Source organism: Rhizobium sp. UFLA01-1127 (assembly GCF_059803845.1).
On record NZ_JAUQTZ010000041.1, the window covers coordinates 1 to 16237 of the forward strand.

Annotated in this window: 15 protein-coding genes and 1 tRNA gene; 13 read left to right on the forward strand and 3 right to left on the reverse strand. The window is 60.3% G+C overall.

The features are described 5' to 3' along the window. A partial coding sequence (locus Q4Q11_RS12720; protein WP_498569694.1) for a PAS domain-containing protein occupies positions 1-2727 on the reverse strand: 2727 nt, incomplete at its 3' end. Between the two features lie 222 nt (positions 2728-2949). Between Q4Q11_RS12720 and Q4Q11_RS12725 the strand changes: the two genes are divergently transcribed. Together Q4Q11_RS12725 and Q4Q11_RS12730 are read left to right on the forward strand one after the other, a co-directional pair. Beyond that, positions 2950-3396: a phasin gene (locus Q4Q11_RS12725; RefSeq protein ID WP_112513019.1), complete on the forward strand. Its 447-nt coding sequence runs from the start codon at positions 2950-2952 to the stop codon at positions 3394-3396. A 218-nt stretch (positions 3397-3614) separates the two neighbouring features. Beyond that, a tRNA-His gene (locus Q4Q11_RS12730) sits at positions 3615-3691 on the forward strand. Positions 3692-3746: 55 nt separating this feature from the next. Here Q4Q11_RS12730 and Q4Q11_RS12735 read toward each other — a convergent pair. Beyond that, positions 3747-3893 (reverse strand): hypothetical protein, encoded by a 147-nt coding sequence (locus Q4Q11_RS12735; RefSeq protein WP_498569695.1) that lies wholly within the window; start codon positions 3891-3893, stop codon positions 3747-3749. A 187-nt stretch (positions 3894-4080) separates the two neighbouring features. On the opposite strand from Q4Q11_RS12735, the gene Q4Q11_RS12740 reads away from it, so the two are divergent. Further along, on the forward strand, positions 4081-4290 hold the full coding sequence (locus tag Q4Q11_RS12740; RefSeq protein WP_112513018.1) for a hypothetical protein: 210 nt from the start codon (positions 4081-4083) through the stop codon (positions 4288-4290). Between the two features lie 53 nt (positions 4291-4343). On the opposite strand, the gene Q4Q11_RS12745 is transcribed toward Q4Q11_RS12740, so the two are convergent. Further along, on the reverse strand, positions 4344-5225 hold the full coding sequence (locus Q4Q11_RS12745) for a LysR family transcriptional regulator (protein ID WP_112513017.1): 882 nt from the start codon (positions 5223-5225) through the stop codon (positions 4344-4346). Between the two features lie 126 nt (positions 5226-5351). Between Q4Q11_RS12745 and Q4Q11_RS12750 the strand changes: the two genes are divergently transcribed. The 10 genes from Q4Q11_RS12750 (at position 5352) to Q4Q11_RS12795 (ending at position 16232) form a co-directional block, all read left to right on the forward strand. Continuing rightward, positions 5352-6848, forward strand: a complete 1497-nt coding sequence (locus Q4Q11_RS12750; protein WP_112513016.1) for a CoA-acylating methylmalonate-semialdehyde dehydrogenase — start codon at positions 5352-5354, stop codon at positions 6846-6848. Between the two features lie 145 nt (positions 6849-6993). Continuing rightward, positions 6994-7341: a VOC family protein gene (locus tag Q4Q11_RS12755; protein ID WP_112513015.1), complete on the forward strand. Its 348-nt coding sequence runs from the start codon at positions 6994-6996 to the stop codon at positions 7339-7341. Between the two features lie 229 nt (positions 7342-7570). After that, positions 7571-8632 carry a YjgN family protein gene (locus tag Q4Q11_RS12760; protein WP_498569696.1) on the forward strand — a complete coding sequence of 354 codons (1062 nt, stop codon included), beginning with the start codon at positions 7571-7573 and terminating at the stop codon, positions 8630-8632. Beyond that, a complete protein-coding gene (locus Q4Q11_RS12765; RefSeq protein WP_498569697.1) occupies positions 8622-9707 on the forward strand; it encodes a M48 family metallopeptidase in 1086 nt (361 codons plus the stop codon). The genes Q4Q11_RS12760 and Q4Q11_RS12765 overlap by 11 nt, the downstream gene beginning before the upstream one ends. Positions 9708-9827: 120 nt before the next feature. Further along, positions 9828-10316 (forward strand): iron-responsive transcriptional regulator RirA, encoded by a 489-nt coding sequence (gene rirA, locus Q4Q11_RS12770; protein WP_112513012.1) that lies wholly within the window; start codon positions 9828-9830, stop codon positions 10314-10316. A gap of 342 nt (positions 10317-10658) precedes the next feature. Next, the gene (locus tag Q4Q11_RS12775; protein ID WP_498569698.1) at positions 10659-12254 is read left to right on the forward strand and encodes an ABC transporter substrate-binding protein; all 1596 of its coding nucleotides are present in this window, start codon (positions 10659-10661) and stop codon (positions 12252-12254) included. Between the two features lie 89 nt (positions 12255-12343). After that, entirely contained in the window at positions 12344-13348 is a 1005-nt protein-coding gene (locus tag Q4Q11_RS12780; RefSeq protein WP_112513010.1) for an ABC transporter permease subunit, read from the forward strand. 9 nt (positions 13349-13357) lie between these two features. Next, positions 13358-14266 (forward strand): ABC transporter permease subunit, encoded by a 909-nt coding sequence (locus Q4Q11_RS12785; RefSeq protein ID WP_113213854.1) that lies wholly within the window; start codon positions 13358-13360, stop codon positions 14264-14266. Further along, positions 14266-15282: an ABC transporter ATP-binding protein gene (locus tag Q4Q11_RS12790; RefSeq protein ID WP_498569699.1), complete on the forward strand. Its 1017-nt coding sequence runs from the start codon at positions 14266-14268 to the stop codon at positions 15280-15282. The genes Q4Q11_RS12785 and Q4Q11_RS12790 overlap by 1 nt, the downstream gene beginning before the upstream one ends. Beyond that, a complete protein-coding gene (locus Q4Q11_RS12795) occupies positions 15279-16232 on the forward strand; it encodes a peptide ABC transporter ATP-binding protein (protein ID WP_112513007.1) in 954 nt (317 codons plus the stop codon). The genes Q4Q11_RS12790 and Q4Q11_RS12795 overlap by 4 nt, the downstream gene beginning before the upstream one ends. The last annotated feature ends 5 nt before the right edge of the window (positions 16233-16237 follow it).

Below are 16237 nucleotides of genomic sequence, written 5' to 3' on the forward strand. Positions count from 1 at the left end.
GGCGACGCCGTGGCCGGAAAGGCCGCCGAGATAATCGAGCACAGCCTTCTGGCTCTCATGGGCAAACAGCATGACGAAGGGTTTGCCGCGCGTTTCCTGGTCGTCATAATTGAAGAGGGCGCTAGCCGAGCGGTTCATCGAACGGATTTCTCCGTCCTGGCCGATGATGATCACGCCGTCCGTTGCCGTCTCGAGCGTCGAGCGCAGCTCCTCGATCTCGACCTGCAGCTTCGCGACTTTTTCGAGAATGCGTTCGGGACGCGCTTCCTCTGCAACCGGCTGTGGCGGGGCAGACGGCTCGCTCCCTTCCACCGGCATCAGCGCCAGCATCAAGGCCGTGCCGTCTTCCCAGCGGATCGATTGCAGCCGGGCTGTCACCGGCACCAGCGCATCGTCGGCACGCACGACCATCATCGTGCCCGGCTGCTCGGTCTTGCCCTCCAGATCATTGCGCTGCAGCAGCGCGTCCAGCCCGCCGACCTGTTCGAGACCTTCAAGGCTGTCATAGCCGGTCAGCCGCAGGAATTCCGGATTGCCGTGGATCAGGCGATCGCCGGCGTGGACAAGGATGGCGAGCGGCAGCTGGTCGACGATATCGGGCGAGAGGCCGGTACGCATCTTCACGCGCGGCGGAATGGTGTTGCTCAGGACATCGAGCGGATCGAAATCCTCTTCTGGTTCGAACAGTGGCGCAGAAACTTCGGACGGAACGGAGCCAGCGGTTGCGTTTGTCCGGTCCCTGGTTTCGGAGTCCTCCGCAGCGCGGACAGGTGACCGCTGCTCGGGGGCTTGCTCCGCATCGTCATTGTGCGTCCGCCCCTCCGCATGACCACCTTCAGCCGCTGCTTCCGTTGCATCGGACAGAATTTCGTCGGCCGCGTTCGGTTGTGGAGAGATACCGGCATCGTCTTCATGCGGCTCTTCGGGAAGCTGCTCCGCAGGCGGTTCCGTGCGCTTGCCGAAGGGCTCCAGCTGCCGCGCGATCTCGCGGAAGGCAGCCTGCTCGCTGAGCGAAAGGCCGGCCTGCATCGATGCCCTGCGCTCGTGCAGGCGCACAACCTTGTCCGATTCGCGACGGTCCGGCGTTTCGGAAATCCGCAGCGCGGGCGGTTCATGATGCGTGGCGGGGGCCTCTGCCGCACCCTGCGACGAGCTTTCGACCTTCTCCGCCGCGGCCGATGTTTCTTCCTGTTCGTGAGCTGGTCGCTCGTTCGGCGCTGCTGCTTCTTTCGGAGCGGGCTCGTCAACGGGAACAGCCGTATCGGCTTCCCGCCCATGGAGAGCCATGCCGCGTTTCATCGGATCTTCGATCGCATCTGCCATGCGGACGACGCCGAAGCCCCTGAAACCGTCGAATTCGCGGCTGCGCGTATAGGTCGGCAGGGCGGCGAGATCGACCGGTACTGTCAGGCTCGTGCCTTCCACCGGCCAGTAGATCGTGCGGCCGGACCATGTATCGCGCCGCGCCAGTAGTTCCGCAATCTTGCCGTCCGGATCGAGATTGAAACTGCGGGCAACATCGGCAAAGGCCCTGCCGGCGATCTGGGCGGCACGCGGTCCCACGGCATCGGCGAATTCGCGCGAAACCTCGCTGAAATGACCCGCAGCATCGATTTTCCAGACGAAACGGGTAGCGCGTCCGTTTCGTTTGAAGCTGAAACCTTCCGCCGGCGTGCTCTCAATATCGGCCGGAATATCCGACGAAACTGGTTCGGTTGCTGCGGTCGTCTCTTTGCTGGCCGTCGGGGCGGGCTGCTCTCCGGTTCGAGCGCCAGCTTCCGATGCGTCTTCGAGCGGCGCAGGCGCCTCTCCTTCGTTCGAACTTTCGGCGGCCGGAGCCGTCTCCTGTTGCTCGTCCGCCTGATATTCCGGCGTCTCGTCCAGCTCCTCGATGCCTGCAACGGCGTCGATGACGTCGCCGAAGGGGGCGGTCGGAGCTGTTTTCGGCTCCTCGTCCGCCGCCGCTGCTTCGAGCTCCTTGCGGGCTTCCTCCGCCTGCGGCTCGACCATTGCCGCGGGGCGAGGTTCCTCGGCAAGGCTTTCCGTCGGGTCTAGATGGCCAAGCACCGTCTCCACCACGAACAGCAGATGCAGGGCCGGAATTTCCGAGAGCTTGCCGATGGCTGCGGGCAGGTAGCCGCGCCCGGTCGGGATCGGCCGCTTGATCAGCCGGTCAGGCTGAGCACCGGCCATGGTCGTCAGCATCCGCGCCGTCTGCGGCGTTACGCCGAGCGTTCTGAAGCCGGCAGATGCGGTAACGATTTCGCCGTCACGGCCGATGACGGCGATATGGGTATCTGGGTCGTCGAAACCGTCGATCATGCGCTTGGCGCATTCGGCTGCTGCGAGCGGTTTCGAGGAGACTGGAGAGGAAAACAATACGGCCTCTTCGCCAGCCTGGATGCGGATGAGCTCGACGGCTGCGTTGACGACGGCCCGCTGGAAGCCGGAAGCCATGCGGATCAGGAATGTGCGCTGGTCGCCGACCGCGCCGAGGCCACGCGCTGTTGCCTCGATCTGGCGGAACGAGACGTCGCCGGATTTCGGTCCTTGCTCGACAAAATCGTAAATGACGTCATAGCCGAAGAGGTTGGCGCCGGCGCCGTTTGCCCAAAGCACACGATCCATGCCGGTCGAGAACATGACCATGGCTTCACCGCGCGCGAAACGCTCCCGAACGCAAGGATGCACGGCAATGTCAATGAACGGGTATTGAATTGCGGGCATTTTCCAACCTGTTTTGCGGGCGTGACCGCCTCTCTTGATTTAACGGTTTATTAATAACGGCGCCCTGCTTTTCGGTCCAGCGAAAGGCCCATTTTTCGGCCGGAAAGGTTAACGTCTTGTGCGGCGCACAAATATGTTGCGCTGCACAATCATTTATATTATATAGGCCTCACACAGGTTCACGATGGGCGCCTCAGAGAGGGCCTTTTTAGGAGCGTAATCATGGCTACTGTAAAGAAAGACGACGTTTTTTCAACGGCTGCATTCGATCCGTCCAAGGTCTCCGAGACCTTCCGCGAGTTCGCGGAAAAGGGTGCTGCCCAGTCCAAGGAAGCCTTCGCAAAGCTCAAGGCTGCGACCGAGGAAGCAAGCAAGACGGTTGAAGCAACCGTGCAGACCGCACAGGCTGGTTCCGTAGAAATCGGCCTCAAGGCGATCGACGTTCTGCGCACCAATGCCGAAAGCTCGCTTGCCCACATGGAAGCCCTGCTTCGCGTCAAGTCCGTTGCCGAACTCTTCGAACTTCAGACCGCTTTCATCCGCAAGCAAGCAGAAGTCACCGTCGAGCAGGCCAAGTCCATTCAGGACACCACCAAGAAGGTTGCCGAAAAGCTGGCAAAGCCCGCCAAGGACGCCGCTGAAAAGGCAATGGCCTCCTTCAAGGCCTGATCGTTTTCGACAAGTCTCCCAAGGCACGAACGTCCCGTTCCCAGGTGAAAGCCTGGGGCGGGACTTTTCATTTCGGCGCAAGCCGGCTTGGGCGGTATCCGGCCGCGCATCATCATTTGGATATCTGCAAAGCTTTTTTATATTGCGGGGAGATAGGACTTGAAATAATTTCAAAGTCCTCGTATGTGACCCCCGTTGTCGCGGCAACGCGAGCATGTGCGGTTGTAGCTCAGTTGGTTAGAGCGCAGGTTTGTGGCACCTGAGGTCAGTGGTTCGACCCCACTCAACCGTACCATTCCCTCCTCTTCCGTCCGTTAGAGGACGCCGTCGATGCCTGTGGCCTCGCGGGTCTATTTCTTATCTTGAGGCTTCTTCGATACATGGCCAGGCGATATCGGATCGCTCGCCGGAAAAGTCTCTTCCAGCGCTTCCTCCAGATAATCGTCCTGCTCCTTGTGTTCTTTTTCGCTGGGCTTCTGCTGCTTCTTGTCGCTCATCGTCCTGGCTCCCTGATCTCCCTGAAATAATAGGCCGGGTCCGGCCATTGTCCAGCAGCAAGGGTGGGCAGTCGGGCGCCGGCGGCCGGATACCGCGGCGCTCGGGTCACATATGGAAATTTATCTTGGAACCCTCCGTATCGCTCGTCGTTGTGTCCATATCGGCAATGACACGAAAGGAGCGGGCATGTCTGTACCGAACGAGCCGATCCCAGAGACGCCTCCGATACCGGAACCGGGCTGGGCGCCGAAGCCGCCGGTCGAGGAGCCGGATCCGGACAGGTTGCCGGATGAAATTCCCGTTCCCAATCCCGACGAGAACGAGGAGCCGCCGAAACATGCGGCGGTCTCGGCGCTGCCGCATCCGCCATCCTGGTGGAGCACCTTGATGCCATGATGTTTGTGAGGATAAGCACCTGCCAGTTATGGGCGCAATCCGCACGCGTCATGTCACAAGAATATCCGCCGCTCCTCGCTCACCAGCTCCTGCAGAAAATCCGCGACGGTGCGCACACGTACCAGGTCGCGGGCGCTTTCATGATAGGTGGTCCAATAAGCGCGCTTGATGGAGACATCGGGCAGGATTCGCGTCAACTCCTGAAACTGCCTGGCGATGTAATCGTGCAGAATGCCGATGCCCGCGCCGGAGCGCACCGCTTCCGTCTGGCCGATCGAGGTAGAGATTTCGAAGGAGGCGTCCCAGCTTCGCATGATCTCGCCGGAAAAATTCAGCGAAGCCGTGAAGATCAGGTCTTCAACATAGCCGACGCGGGGATGCAGCTTCAAGGCTTCGACGCTGTCGGGCAACCCGGCCTGTTCCAGATAGGCTTTCGAAGCATAGAGCCCGAGCGTATAGTCCGTCAGCTTGGATGAAACCAGGCGGCCCTGCTCGGGCCGTTCCAGCGTGATCGCGATATCCGCTTCGCGCTGCGACAGCGAGAAGGAGCGGGGGACGGGCACGAGCTGTATGCGCAGCTCCGGATAGCGGGCGATCAGGCGCCCGAGCCGCGGCGCGAGGAAGGAGACGCCGAACCCGTCGGGCGCGCCGATCCGCACGGTCCCTGTGATGGCGCTGTCGAGATGACCGACGCTGGCCTGCGCGCGCAGCATCTCCGTTTCCATACGTTCCGCCGCATGCAGGAAGATCTCGCCTTCCGCCGTAAGGTCGCAGCCATTGGTGCGGCGCACCAGCAACCGCGTCTTCAATCTTTCCTCCAGTGTCGTCACCCGGCGGGAGAGAGTGGCGTGGTTGACCCCCAGCCGTTTCGAAGCGGCCAGGATCTGGCCCGTGCGGGCCACGGCCAGAAACATGCGGACGTCATCCCAATCCATTTGCATATCCTCTCTTGCACAAGAAGGACTTTAATTTTTGCACAACGGTTGCTTATAGCAGCTCATTGATTTGTGTAAATTGAAGTGCCATCCTGTCATCATCGAAGAAAACGAGGAGGCACATCCATGCGTGAGATTGGTCATTTCATCGGCGGCAAGCACGTCGCCGGCACGAGCGGGCGCAGCAGCAAGGTTTACAATCCGGCAACCGGCGAAATGCAGGCGACTGTCGCGCTCGCCAGCGTCGAGGAAATCCGCGCAGCCGTCGAAAATGCGAAGGCCGCACAGCCCAAGTGGGCCGCTACCAATCCGCAGCGCCGCGCCCGCGTCTTCTTCAAGTTCGTCGAGCTTCTGAACAAGAACATGGACGAGCTCGCCACGCTGCTTTCCAAGGAGCACGGCAAGACTGTCGAGGATTCCAAGGGCGACGTTCTTCGCGGCCTCGAAGTCTGCGAATTCGTCTGCGGCATTCCGCATCTGCAGAAGGGTGAGTTCACCGAAGGCGCCGGTCCGGCGATCGACATGTACTCCATCCGCCAGCCGGTCGGCGTCGGTGCCGGCATCACGCCGTTCAATTTTCCGGCCATGATCCCGATGTGGATGTTCGCCCCGGCAATCGCCTGCGGCAACGCCTTTATCCTGAAGCCGTCCGAGCGCGACCCGTCGGTGCCGCTGCGTCTGGCCGAACTCATGATCGAAGCCGGCCTGCCCGCAGGCATCCTCAACGTCGTCAATGGCGACAAGGCGGCCGTGGACGCCATCCTGACCGATCCGGACATCGCCGCCGTTTCCTTCGTCGGCTCCACGCCGATCGCCCGCTACGTCTACGGCACGGCTGCCATGAACGGCAAGCGCGCCCAGTGCTTCGGCGGCGCCAAGAACCACATGATCATCATGCCCGACGCCGATATGGACCAGGCCGTCAATGCTCTGATGGGCGCCGGCTACGGTTCGGCCGGCGAGCGCTGCATGGCGGTATCGGTTGCAGTCCCGGTCGGTGAAGACACGGCCAACCGCCTCGTCGAGAAGCTGGTGCCGAAGATCGAATCCCTGCGCATCGGCCCCTATACCGACGATAAGGCCGACCTAGGCCCGCTCGTCACCAAGGACGCCTATAACCGCGTCAACGGCCTGATCGACCGCGGCGTCGAAGAAGGTGCAAAGCTGGTGGTGGATGGCCGCGGCTTCAAGCTGCAGGGCTATGAGGACGGCTATTTCGTCGGCGGCACGCTGTTCGACCACGTCAAGCCTGAGATGGACATCTACAAGACCGAGATCTTCGGGCCGGTTCTCTCCGTCGTTCGCGCCAAGAATTACGAAGAAGCTCTCGATCTGCCGATGAAGCACGAATACGGCAACGGCGTTGCCATCTACACCCGTGACGGCGATGCGGCCCGCGATTTCGCCTCGCGCATCAATATCGGCATGATCGGCGTCAATGTTCCGATCCCGGTTCCGCTTGCCTATCACTCTTTCGGCGGCTGGAAGGCTTCGAGCTTCGGTGATCTCAATCAGCACGGCACGGACTCGATCAAGTTCTGGACGCGTACGAAGACGATCACCGCCCGCTGGCCGTCCGGCATCAAGGATGGCGCCGAATTCGTCATGCCGACGATGAAGTAAGCATCACCGTACTCAGTCATATCGACCGCCGTCCGGAACGTTTCGGGCGGCGGTTTTTTTGTTGTGTTTGTTTTCGATGGAGTCATCTTGCCTAAGCTGTGGTTTTTGTTTAAGAACAAAACAGGAACATAGAGAGGGCCGCGCGATGTCCGCAACCTATCAGATCGACTATCTCGAATTTCCGTCGAAAGACGGCCTGAAGACCCGGCGCTTCTTTGAGGAGGCTTTCGATTGGAGTTTCGTCAGCTATGGGCCGACCTATCATGCCATTGAGGCTGCCGGCATCGACGCCGGCATCCAGGGCGATGCTGCGGAGGCGACCGGAGCACCGCTGCCTGTTGTGCGCACCACCGATCTGGCAGCAGCTCAGCGCGCCGTCGAGTTCGCCGGCGGCGTCATCACCCGGCCAGCCTTCGATTTTCCCGGCGGCAGGAGATTTCATTTCCGCGAACCGGGCGGCTGTGAAATGGCGGTATGGGTGTCTGCGCCATAAGTGAATTGGCGCCGTTGTGGCATTAAGGTTGCAGTCTTGCGGGCAAATTGATCGTTCGCGCCTCAAGTGCGGCGAGCCTGTATTTTTCCATTGATTGGCGGTCGCTTTCCTGATCTCAAATGCAATGCTAAGGCGAGTGACGTGTCGCGCAAACACGTCGCCCAGCGGCTGGTGCTTACGTGGAATGCCGTGGGAGCGCTCGTCCTCTTGTGGGGTAGGGGAATAGAACATGGCAGTTGTTGAGCAAGATTATCCGCTGGGCGGAAGCCCCTTTTTCCAAAGGGCTTCCTTTACCGGCAACGCTTCGGAATATTTCGGCATTTGGATCGTCAACATTCTCCTGACGATCGTCACTCTGGGCATTTATTCGGCTTGGGCGAAAGTTCGGCGCAACCGGTATTTCTACGGCAATACGGTCATTCTGGGCCATAACTTCGAGTATCATGCCAGGGGCAAGCAGATACTGATCGGACGGTTGATCGTCTTCGGCTTTTTGATCGCGATAAATGTCCTCTCCCATTTGGCACCATTGGCATTGCTGGCGCTTTGGCCCGTCATGCTGGTCGTGTTTCCGTGGTTCCTCATGCGTGGACTGAGGTTCAATGCGCGGGTGACGAGCTACCGAAATGCGCGCTTCGATTTCGTCGGCACCTATGGCGGTGCGTTCAAGGCGATCTTTTTTGGTGCCGTTATAACGGTGATATCGCTTGGGTTATTGTCTCCGGTCGCAAGCCGCTGGTTCTACAAATATATTTTCGACAATCTGCGCTATGGCGATCGACCGTTCTCCACCGAGCCGAGATTGGGCGCGCTCTACAAGGTTTTCGGAGCCATGATCGCAATCGCCATCGGCGGAGGCCTGGTGTTTGGCTTTGCTGCCGCCGCTGGTCTCCACGGCGTTGTGGTAAATTCAGCCCGTGCAGGCCTCAGTTCGGCGCATGTGGGAGCTGTCGCTGGCCTATTCGCATATGTATTTGCTGGCCTCTACTACCGGGCGTCGATCCGCAACGTCATCTGGTCGGCCGCAACGGTCGATCATCGCCATCAGCTCAAAAGCGACCTCGGTCGCCGCCGCTATGCGTGGATTGCGATTTCCAATGTCGTCGTCACCCTGTTAACTCTCGGATTGATGCGTCCCTGGGCGGCGGTGCGCATGCAACAGTTCCTCGCGGAGCATACCGCGATCAGCGTTGACGGCGAGATCGGCGTCGTCTTCGACCAGATCCGCTCGACCGGCAGCGCGATCAGTGCGGAATATCTCGATTTCGATGGATTCGACTTTGGCTTCTGATCCGAAGACGATCGCGACGGGCATCTGGCATCCGCCGCATTCCAGCCGGGAGGTTCCGTCCCGGCTGATGGATATCGGTGGGTCTCTCATCGTGATCTCGTCAGAAGAGGGTGCGGAAGACAAGCGGCTTGTCTGGGGTATTCGCTCGGATATCGAGGTCAGCCAGCGCGTCGGCTCCATCCCGCGTCGCATTGCGTTCGGGAATGAATCGGTTTTTGAGACCCGCGATAATGACGCTGTCGATGCTTACCTGCGAAGCCGCGGCGAGGGACGCAGCGGTTTCATTCATGGGCTTGAGATCGTTCGTCCCCGATTGATCGCCTTTGCTCTCGCGACGTTCGTCCTTGCCTCGACCATCTATCGCTATGCCCTGCCGATTCTGGTCGAGCTTGCTGTCGTGGTGACGCCGCCGATAGTGCCGGAGATGATGTCGGCGGGGACGCTGAAGACATTGGACCAAGTGACCCTCGGTCCCAGTAAGCTACCGGCGGCACAGCAGACGGAAATTCGCGATGATTTCGCCAGAATAGCCGCGAATGCGGAAGGCGGTGCTGGCCGTTACCATCTGATTTTCCGCGATGGCGGCCTTATAGGCCCGAACGCCTTCGCTCTGCCGGACGGCAGCCTTGTTCTGACCGACCAATTGGTCGAACTTGCCGGCGGCGATAAGGAGATGATTATCGCCGTGCTCGGCCATGAGATCGGTCACGTCGAATACAAGCACAGCCTGCGTCAGCTTTATCGTGCTGCGGGTGTTGCAGGTCTCGTGCTCCTGATCGCCGGCGACGTAGGCTCTGGCATTCAGGATCTGTTGACGCAAGGTGGCGGCCTGCTTGCGCTTTCCTATTCTCGCGAAGCCGAGGCCCAGGCCGATCGCCGCTCCGTCGAACTGATGCAGGCGGCGGGCATGGATCCGACGGCGCTATCGCGGTTTTTCGATATCCTCGAAACGAAACTCGGCGATCATGGCAGCACCAGCATACTCTCAACCCATCCGGGGACACCAGAGCGCAAGCAGGCGATCCTCGATTACGTGAAGGAGCTGAAGGTGAAGAAGACGATGCCGGACGGGTGAGAAGCCTGAGGCTTTCGAAATAACGTGAATATGAATTTCATATTTTGGAATTGTTCAAAACTAAGAAAGCCACTATATACGGGTCCAGCCCCTAAGCAGCCTTGATGTCAGGAGATCGGCATGCGCTTGACGAAACAGACCAATTACGCCGTGCGCATGTTGATGTATTGCGGTGCCAATGAAGGCCATCTGAGCCGCATCCCCGAGATCGCGAAGGCATACAATGTTTCCGAGCTGTTCCTCTTCAAGATTTTGCAGCCGTTGACCAAGGCAGGTCTCGTCGAAACGGTGCGTGGCCGCAATGGCGGCGTGCGCCTGGCAAAGCCCGCGACCGATATCAGCCTTTTCGACGTCGTTCGCGTGACCGAGGACAGCTTCGCCATGGCGGAGTGCTTCGAGGATGGCGTGGTGGAATGTCCGCTGGTTGACAGCTGCGGCCTCAATTCGGCGTTGCGCAAGGCGCTGAACGCCTTCTTCGACGTTTTGACGGAATATTCCATCGACGATCTCGTCAAGGCGCGGCCGCAGATCAACTTCCTGCTCGGCCTGACCGGCCAGGATCGCAAGGCAATCGCCAAGAAGCCGGCGATCGCAGCGCCGGCTGCCTGATCGGGCACCTCTGTTACGCTTTATTCTTGGTCCGCAGTTGCCTCCGGTAGCTGCGGATTTTCGTTTATTTTGCCTCCTATGCGGGCAGTAAACGGTTCGCGGATCGCAAGAGTAAAATGTCAAATCATTCTGAATCTGCCAAAGGTAAGCAAATTTTTGCCAGAATATTACCAATTCAAAGGTTTTTTCGCCCGAAAATTTCCAAACTCCACAAATTAGAAGAATTTTGGGCGGCGCTTGTTGCTTTCAAACTTAAAATAAAGTTCCATCGGCGCGATCCGGATGGGAACCTCTGGTGGTGTCCACGGCTTCAAAAGAATAACAAACCTGGGAAACGATATCATGAAAAAGATTTCTGTCCTGCTGGCAGTGACGGCCTTGACGTCCGTCATGGCTACGTCCGCCTGGTCGAAAACGCTTGTCTATTGCTCGGAGAGCTCGCCGGAAGGTTTCGATCCGGGAATCTACACGGGAGGCAATACCTTCGATGCATCATCGCGTACGGTCTACAGCCGTCTGGTCGAGTTCAAGCACGGCAGCACCGAGATTGAACCGGGCCTCGCCGAAAGCTGGACCATTTCACCCGACGGCAGGGAATACACCTTCAAGCTTCGCAAGGGCGTGAAGTTCCAGACCACCGACTTCTTCACGCCGACGCGTGATCTGAATGCCGACGATGTCATCTTCTCGATCGGCCGCCAGCTCGGCACCGACAGCCCGTGGGCAAAGTATGTCGCCGGTGGCTCCTACGAATACGCCGATGGCATGGGCTTCCCGAAGCTCATAAAGTCGATCGACAAGGTTGACGACCTCACCGTCAAGTTCGTCCTGAACCGCCCGGAAGCTCCCTTCCTCGCCGATCTGGCGATGGACTTCGCCTCGATCCTGTCGAAGGAATATGCAGACAAGCTGCAGGCCGACAAGAAGATGGAGCAGATGAACCAGCAGCCGCTCGGCACTGGCGCATTCACCTTCGTTGCCTACCAGCCGGACGCCGTCATCCGTTACAAGGCGAACGAAACCTATTTCAAGGGCAAGGAAAAGATCGACGATCTCGTCTTCGCGATCACGCCGGACGCCTCCGTGCGCGCGCAGAAGCTGAAGTCGGGCGAGTGCAACATCATGCCGTACCCGAATGCGGCCGATATCAAGGACCTCAAGGCTGACAAGAACCTCAAGGTTCTCGAGCAGGCTGGTCTGAACGTTTCCTACCTCGCTTACAACACCATGGTTGCTCCGTTCGACAAGGTCGAGGTGCGCAAGGCGATCAACATGGCCGTCAACAAACAGGCCATCGTCGATGCCGTCTTCCAGGGTTCCGGCACGGTTGCGAGCAACCCGATCCCGCCGACCATGTGGTCCTACAACAAGGACATCAAGGATGACGCCTATAATCCGGAAGAAGCCAAGAAGATGCTTGAAAAGGCTGGGGTCAAGGATCTCAGCATGAAGATCTGGGCTATGCCGGTTTCGCGTCCGTACATGCTGAACGCTCGCCGCGCCGCCGAATTGATGCAGGCTGACCTTGCCAAGATCGGCGTCAAGGTCGAGATCATCACCTATGACTGGGCTCAGTACCTGAAGCTTTCTTCCGCCAAGGACCGTGACGGTGCCGCCATCCTCGGCTGGACCGGCGACAACGGCGATCCGGACAACTTCCTCGACACCCTGCTCGGCTGCGATGCCGTCGGCGGCAACAACCGCGCGCAGTGGTGCAACAAGGAGTTCGACGACCTGGTGAAGAAGGCCAAGCAGACCTCGGACGTCAAGGAACGCACCAAGCTCTACGAACAGGCTCAGGTCGTCTTCAAGCGCGAAGCACCCTGGATGACCATCGATCATTCGGAAGAGTTCGTCCCGATGACGAAGAATGTCTCCGGTTACCATCAGGACCCGGTCGGCGTTCACCGCTTCGACGGCGTCGATATCGCCGAATAACGAAAAATCTGTGAGAATGCCCGGCTAGGCCCGGGCGACCCGGCGGTCAGGCATTTTGCCTGACCGCCGGAAAAATTTGGACATCTGCCATGTTGCGATTTCTTTTCAGCCGCCTTGCGGTGCTGATCCCGACATTCCTCGGCGTATCGATCGTCGCCTTCTCCTTCATCCGCCTGCTTCCCGGCGATCCTGTCATGCTGCTGTCGGGCGAACGCGTCATGTCGCCGGAACGCCACGCGCAGATCTCGCACGACCTCGGCTACGACCAGCCGATGATCATCCAGTATGGCAAATACATCTGGAACGCCCTGCACGGCGATCTCGGCACTTCGATCACCACCAAGCGTGACGTGCTGACCGACTTCCTGACCTTCTTCCCCGCAACGCTCGAGCTGTCGATCTGCGCCATGATCCTGGCGATCTGCCTTGGCATTCCGGCCGGCGTTTTCGCTGCCGTCAAGCGAGGGACATGGTTCGACCAGACGGTTATGGGCGTGGCGCTGGTCGGCTATTCCATGCCGATCTTCTGGTGGGGCCTGCTGCTCATCATCGTCTTCAACGGCTATCTGCACTGGACGCCGGTTTCGGGCCGCATCGGCCTCGTCTATTTCTTCAAGCCGATCACCGGCTTCATGCTGATCGACAGCCTCCTGTCCGGTCAGAAGGGCGCCTTCTGGTCCGCTCTGAATTCGCTGATCCTGCCGACCGTCGTGCTTGGCACCATCCCGCTGGCCGTCATCGCGCGCCAGACGCGCTCGGCGATGCTTGAAGTGCTCGGCGAGGATTATGTCCGCACCGCCCGCTCCAAGGGCCTGTCGCCGCTGCGCGTCGTTTCGGTACATGCGCTGCGCAACGCCATGATCCCCGTCATCACCACGATCGGCCTGCAGGTTGGCGTGCTGCTCGGCGGCGCTATCCTGACGGAAAGCATCTTCTCCTGGCCGGGCATCGGCAAATGGATGATCGATGCCGTCTTCAAGCGCGACTATCCGGTGGTGCAGGGCGGCCTGTTGCTGATCGCCGGCATCGTCATGCTCGTCAATCTCGCTGTCGACCTGCTCTACGGCTTCGTCAATCCACGCATTCGTCACTAGGAGCGGCCCATGAGCACGGTTAGCGTCAAAACGGTTAGCGTCAAATCCGACCGCCCCTCCGCTCTTGCGGAGTTCTGGTACTATTTCTCTCGCAACAAGGGTGCCGTCATCGGCCTTGCGATCTTTCTCTTCGTCCTGTTTCTGGCGATCTTCGCCGGCGTCGTGGCGCCTCACAATCCCGATGCCGCTTACGGCAGTGACATGCAGCGCCTGCCGCCGGCCTGGGCGGAGGGCAGCAACGGCAGCTTCCTGCTCGGCACCGATGCCAATGGTCGCGATCTTCTGTCGCGTCTCATCTATGGCACGCGGTTCTCGCTGTTCATCGGTCTCGTCGTCGCTTCGCTCTCGGCGCTTGCCGGCATCCTGATCGGCCTTGTCGCCGGCTATGTCCGCGGCCGCACCGATACGATCATCATGCGCATCATGGACATCATCCTTGCCATCCCGTCATTGCTGCTTGCCCTGGTGCTGGTGGCAATCCTCGGCCCGGGCCTGACCAATGCGATGATCGCGATCTCGATCGTCAACCAGCCACATTTCGTTCGTCTGACGCGCGCATCCGTCATGGCCGAACGCGACAAGGAATATGTCATCGCCTCGCGCGTTGCCGGTGCCGGTCCGCTGCGGCTGATGTTCAAGACGATCCTGCCGAACTGTCTGGGGCCGCTGATCGTCCAGGCGACGCTTGCCTTCTCGGCCGCGATTCTCGATGCGGCCGCTCTCGGCTTCCTCGGCCAGGGCGCCCAGCCGCCGACGCCGGAATGGGGCACCATGCTCGCGGATTCGCGTGAATTCTTCCAGAGCAACCCTTGGCTCGTTACTTTCCCCGGTCTTTGCATCCTGATCACGGTGCTCGCCATCAATCTGATGGGCGACGGCCTGCGCGATGCGTTCGACCCGAAGCTGAAGAGGTCGTAATGGCACTCCTCGATATTGAAAACCTATCCGTTGAATTCCAGACGTCGTCCGGCCTGTTCCGTGCGGTCGATGGCGTTTCGCTCACCTGCGACAAGGGGGAAATCCTCTCGATCGTCGGCGAATCCGGTTCCGGCAAATCGGTCTCCATGCTCGCCATGATGGGCCTGCTGCCCTGGACGGCGAAGATCACCGCCGACCGCATGATGTTCGATGGCAAGGATCTGCGCGGCATTTCCGCCCGCCAGCGCCGCAAGATCATCGGCAAGGACATGGCGATGATCTTCCAGGAGCCGATGTCGAGCCTCAATCCGTGCTTCACGGTCGGCTTCCAGCTCAGCGAGACCCTGCGCATCCATATGGGCCTGGGTCGCAAGGCGCGCCGAGAGCGCTCGATCGAGCTTCTGAATCTGGTCGGTATTCCCGCGCCCGAGGATCGGCTGTCGAATTTCCCGCATCAGATGTCCGGCGGCATGAGCCAGCGCGTCATGATCGCCATGGCGCTCGCCTGCAATCCGAAGCTTCTGATCGCCGACGAGCCGACGACCGCGCTCGACGTGACGATCCAGGCGCAGATCCTCGATCTGCTCGTGCGCCTGCAAAGGGAGCAGGGCATGGCGCTCGTGCTCATCACCCATGACATGGGCGTCGTTGCCGAAACGGCAGAGCGCGTGCAGGTGCAATATGCCGGCCAGAAGGTCGAGGAGCAGCCCGTCAAGGAGCTGTTCCGCGATCCGCATCATCCCTATACGGCGGCCCTTCTGTCAGCTCTGCCGGAGCGCGCCGAAGTCGGCGAGCGCCTGCCGTCGATCGCCGGCGTCGTTCCCGGTCAGCACGATCGTCCGACGGGATGCCTCTTTGCGCCGCGTTGTTCTTTCGCTACGCCGGAATGCGACAGGGGCGTCAAGCGTCAGGGCAGCGAACTCGGCCAGACCCTTTGCAACTATCCGCTGGAACATGGCAAACCGCTCGGTCACCCCGGCATTGCCACCAAGCAGAAAGCAGGAGGTGCCGCATGACCGGTGCTGTTCTCGAAGGGCGCGATCTCGCCCGCTTCTACACCGTCAAGCGCGGCAGCTTCAAACCCGAGGCGACCGTCAAGGCATTGAACGGCGTCAGTTTCAGCCTGCAGTCTGGCCGCACGCTTGCCGTCGTCGGCGAATCCGGCTGCGGCAAGTCGACGCTCGCCCGCCTGGTGACGATGATCGAAAATCCGACGGCAGGCGAATTGCTGATCGACGGCAAGCCGGCCAAGCTCGGCGACCGCAGCCTGCGCAGCGCCGTGCAGATCGTCTTCCAGAACCCCTATGGCTCGCTCAACCCGCGCCAGAAGGTCGGCTCCATCCTGGAAGAGCCGCTGAAGATCAACACGGATGACGATGCCGCCACCCGCCGCCGCAAGGCGGAGGAGATGATGGCGCGTGTCGGCCTGCGTCCCGAACATTATGATCGCTATCCGCACATGTTCTCCGGCGGCCAGCGCCAGCGCATCGCCATTGCGCGCGCCCTGATGCTGCGGCCGAAGGTGCTGGTGCTCGACGAGCCGGTCTCCGCGCTCGATCTGTCGATCCAGGCCCAGGTGCTCAACCTCCTGATGGACCTGCAGAAGGAGATGGGCCTTGCCTATCTCTTCATCTCGCATGGCCTTTCCGTCGTCCGCCATATCGCCGACGACGTGATGGTGATGTATCTCGGGCGCCCGGTCGAAACCGGCACGGCGGAAGAAGTCTTCAACCGGCCGCGGCATCCCTATACGGCCGCCCTTCTGTCGGCAACGCCGATCGCCGATCCCGAGCGCGAGAAGAACCGCATCCGTCTGCAGGGCGAGCTGCCGTCGCCGCTCAACCCGCCGAAGGGGTGCCACTTCAATCCGCGCTGCTGGCGCGCCCAGGACAAGTGCCGGCAGGTCACGCCGGAACTGGCGGGTGAGGGAACGCATAAATTTTCCTGTTTCTTTCCGCTGGATTGATCCAA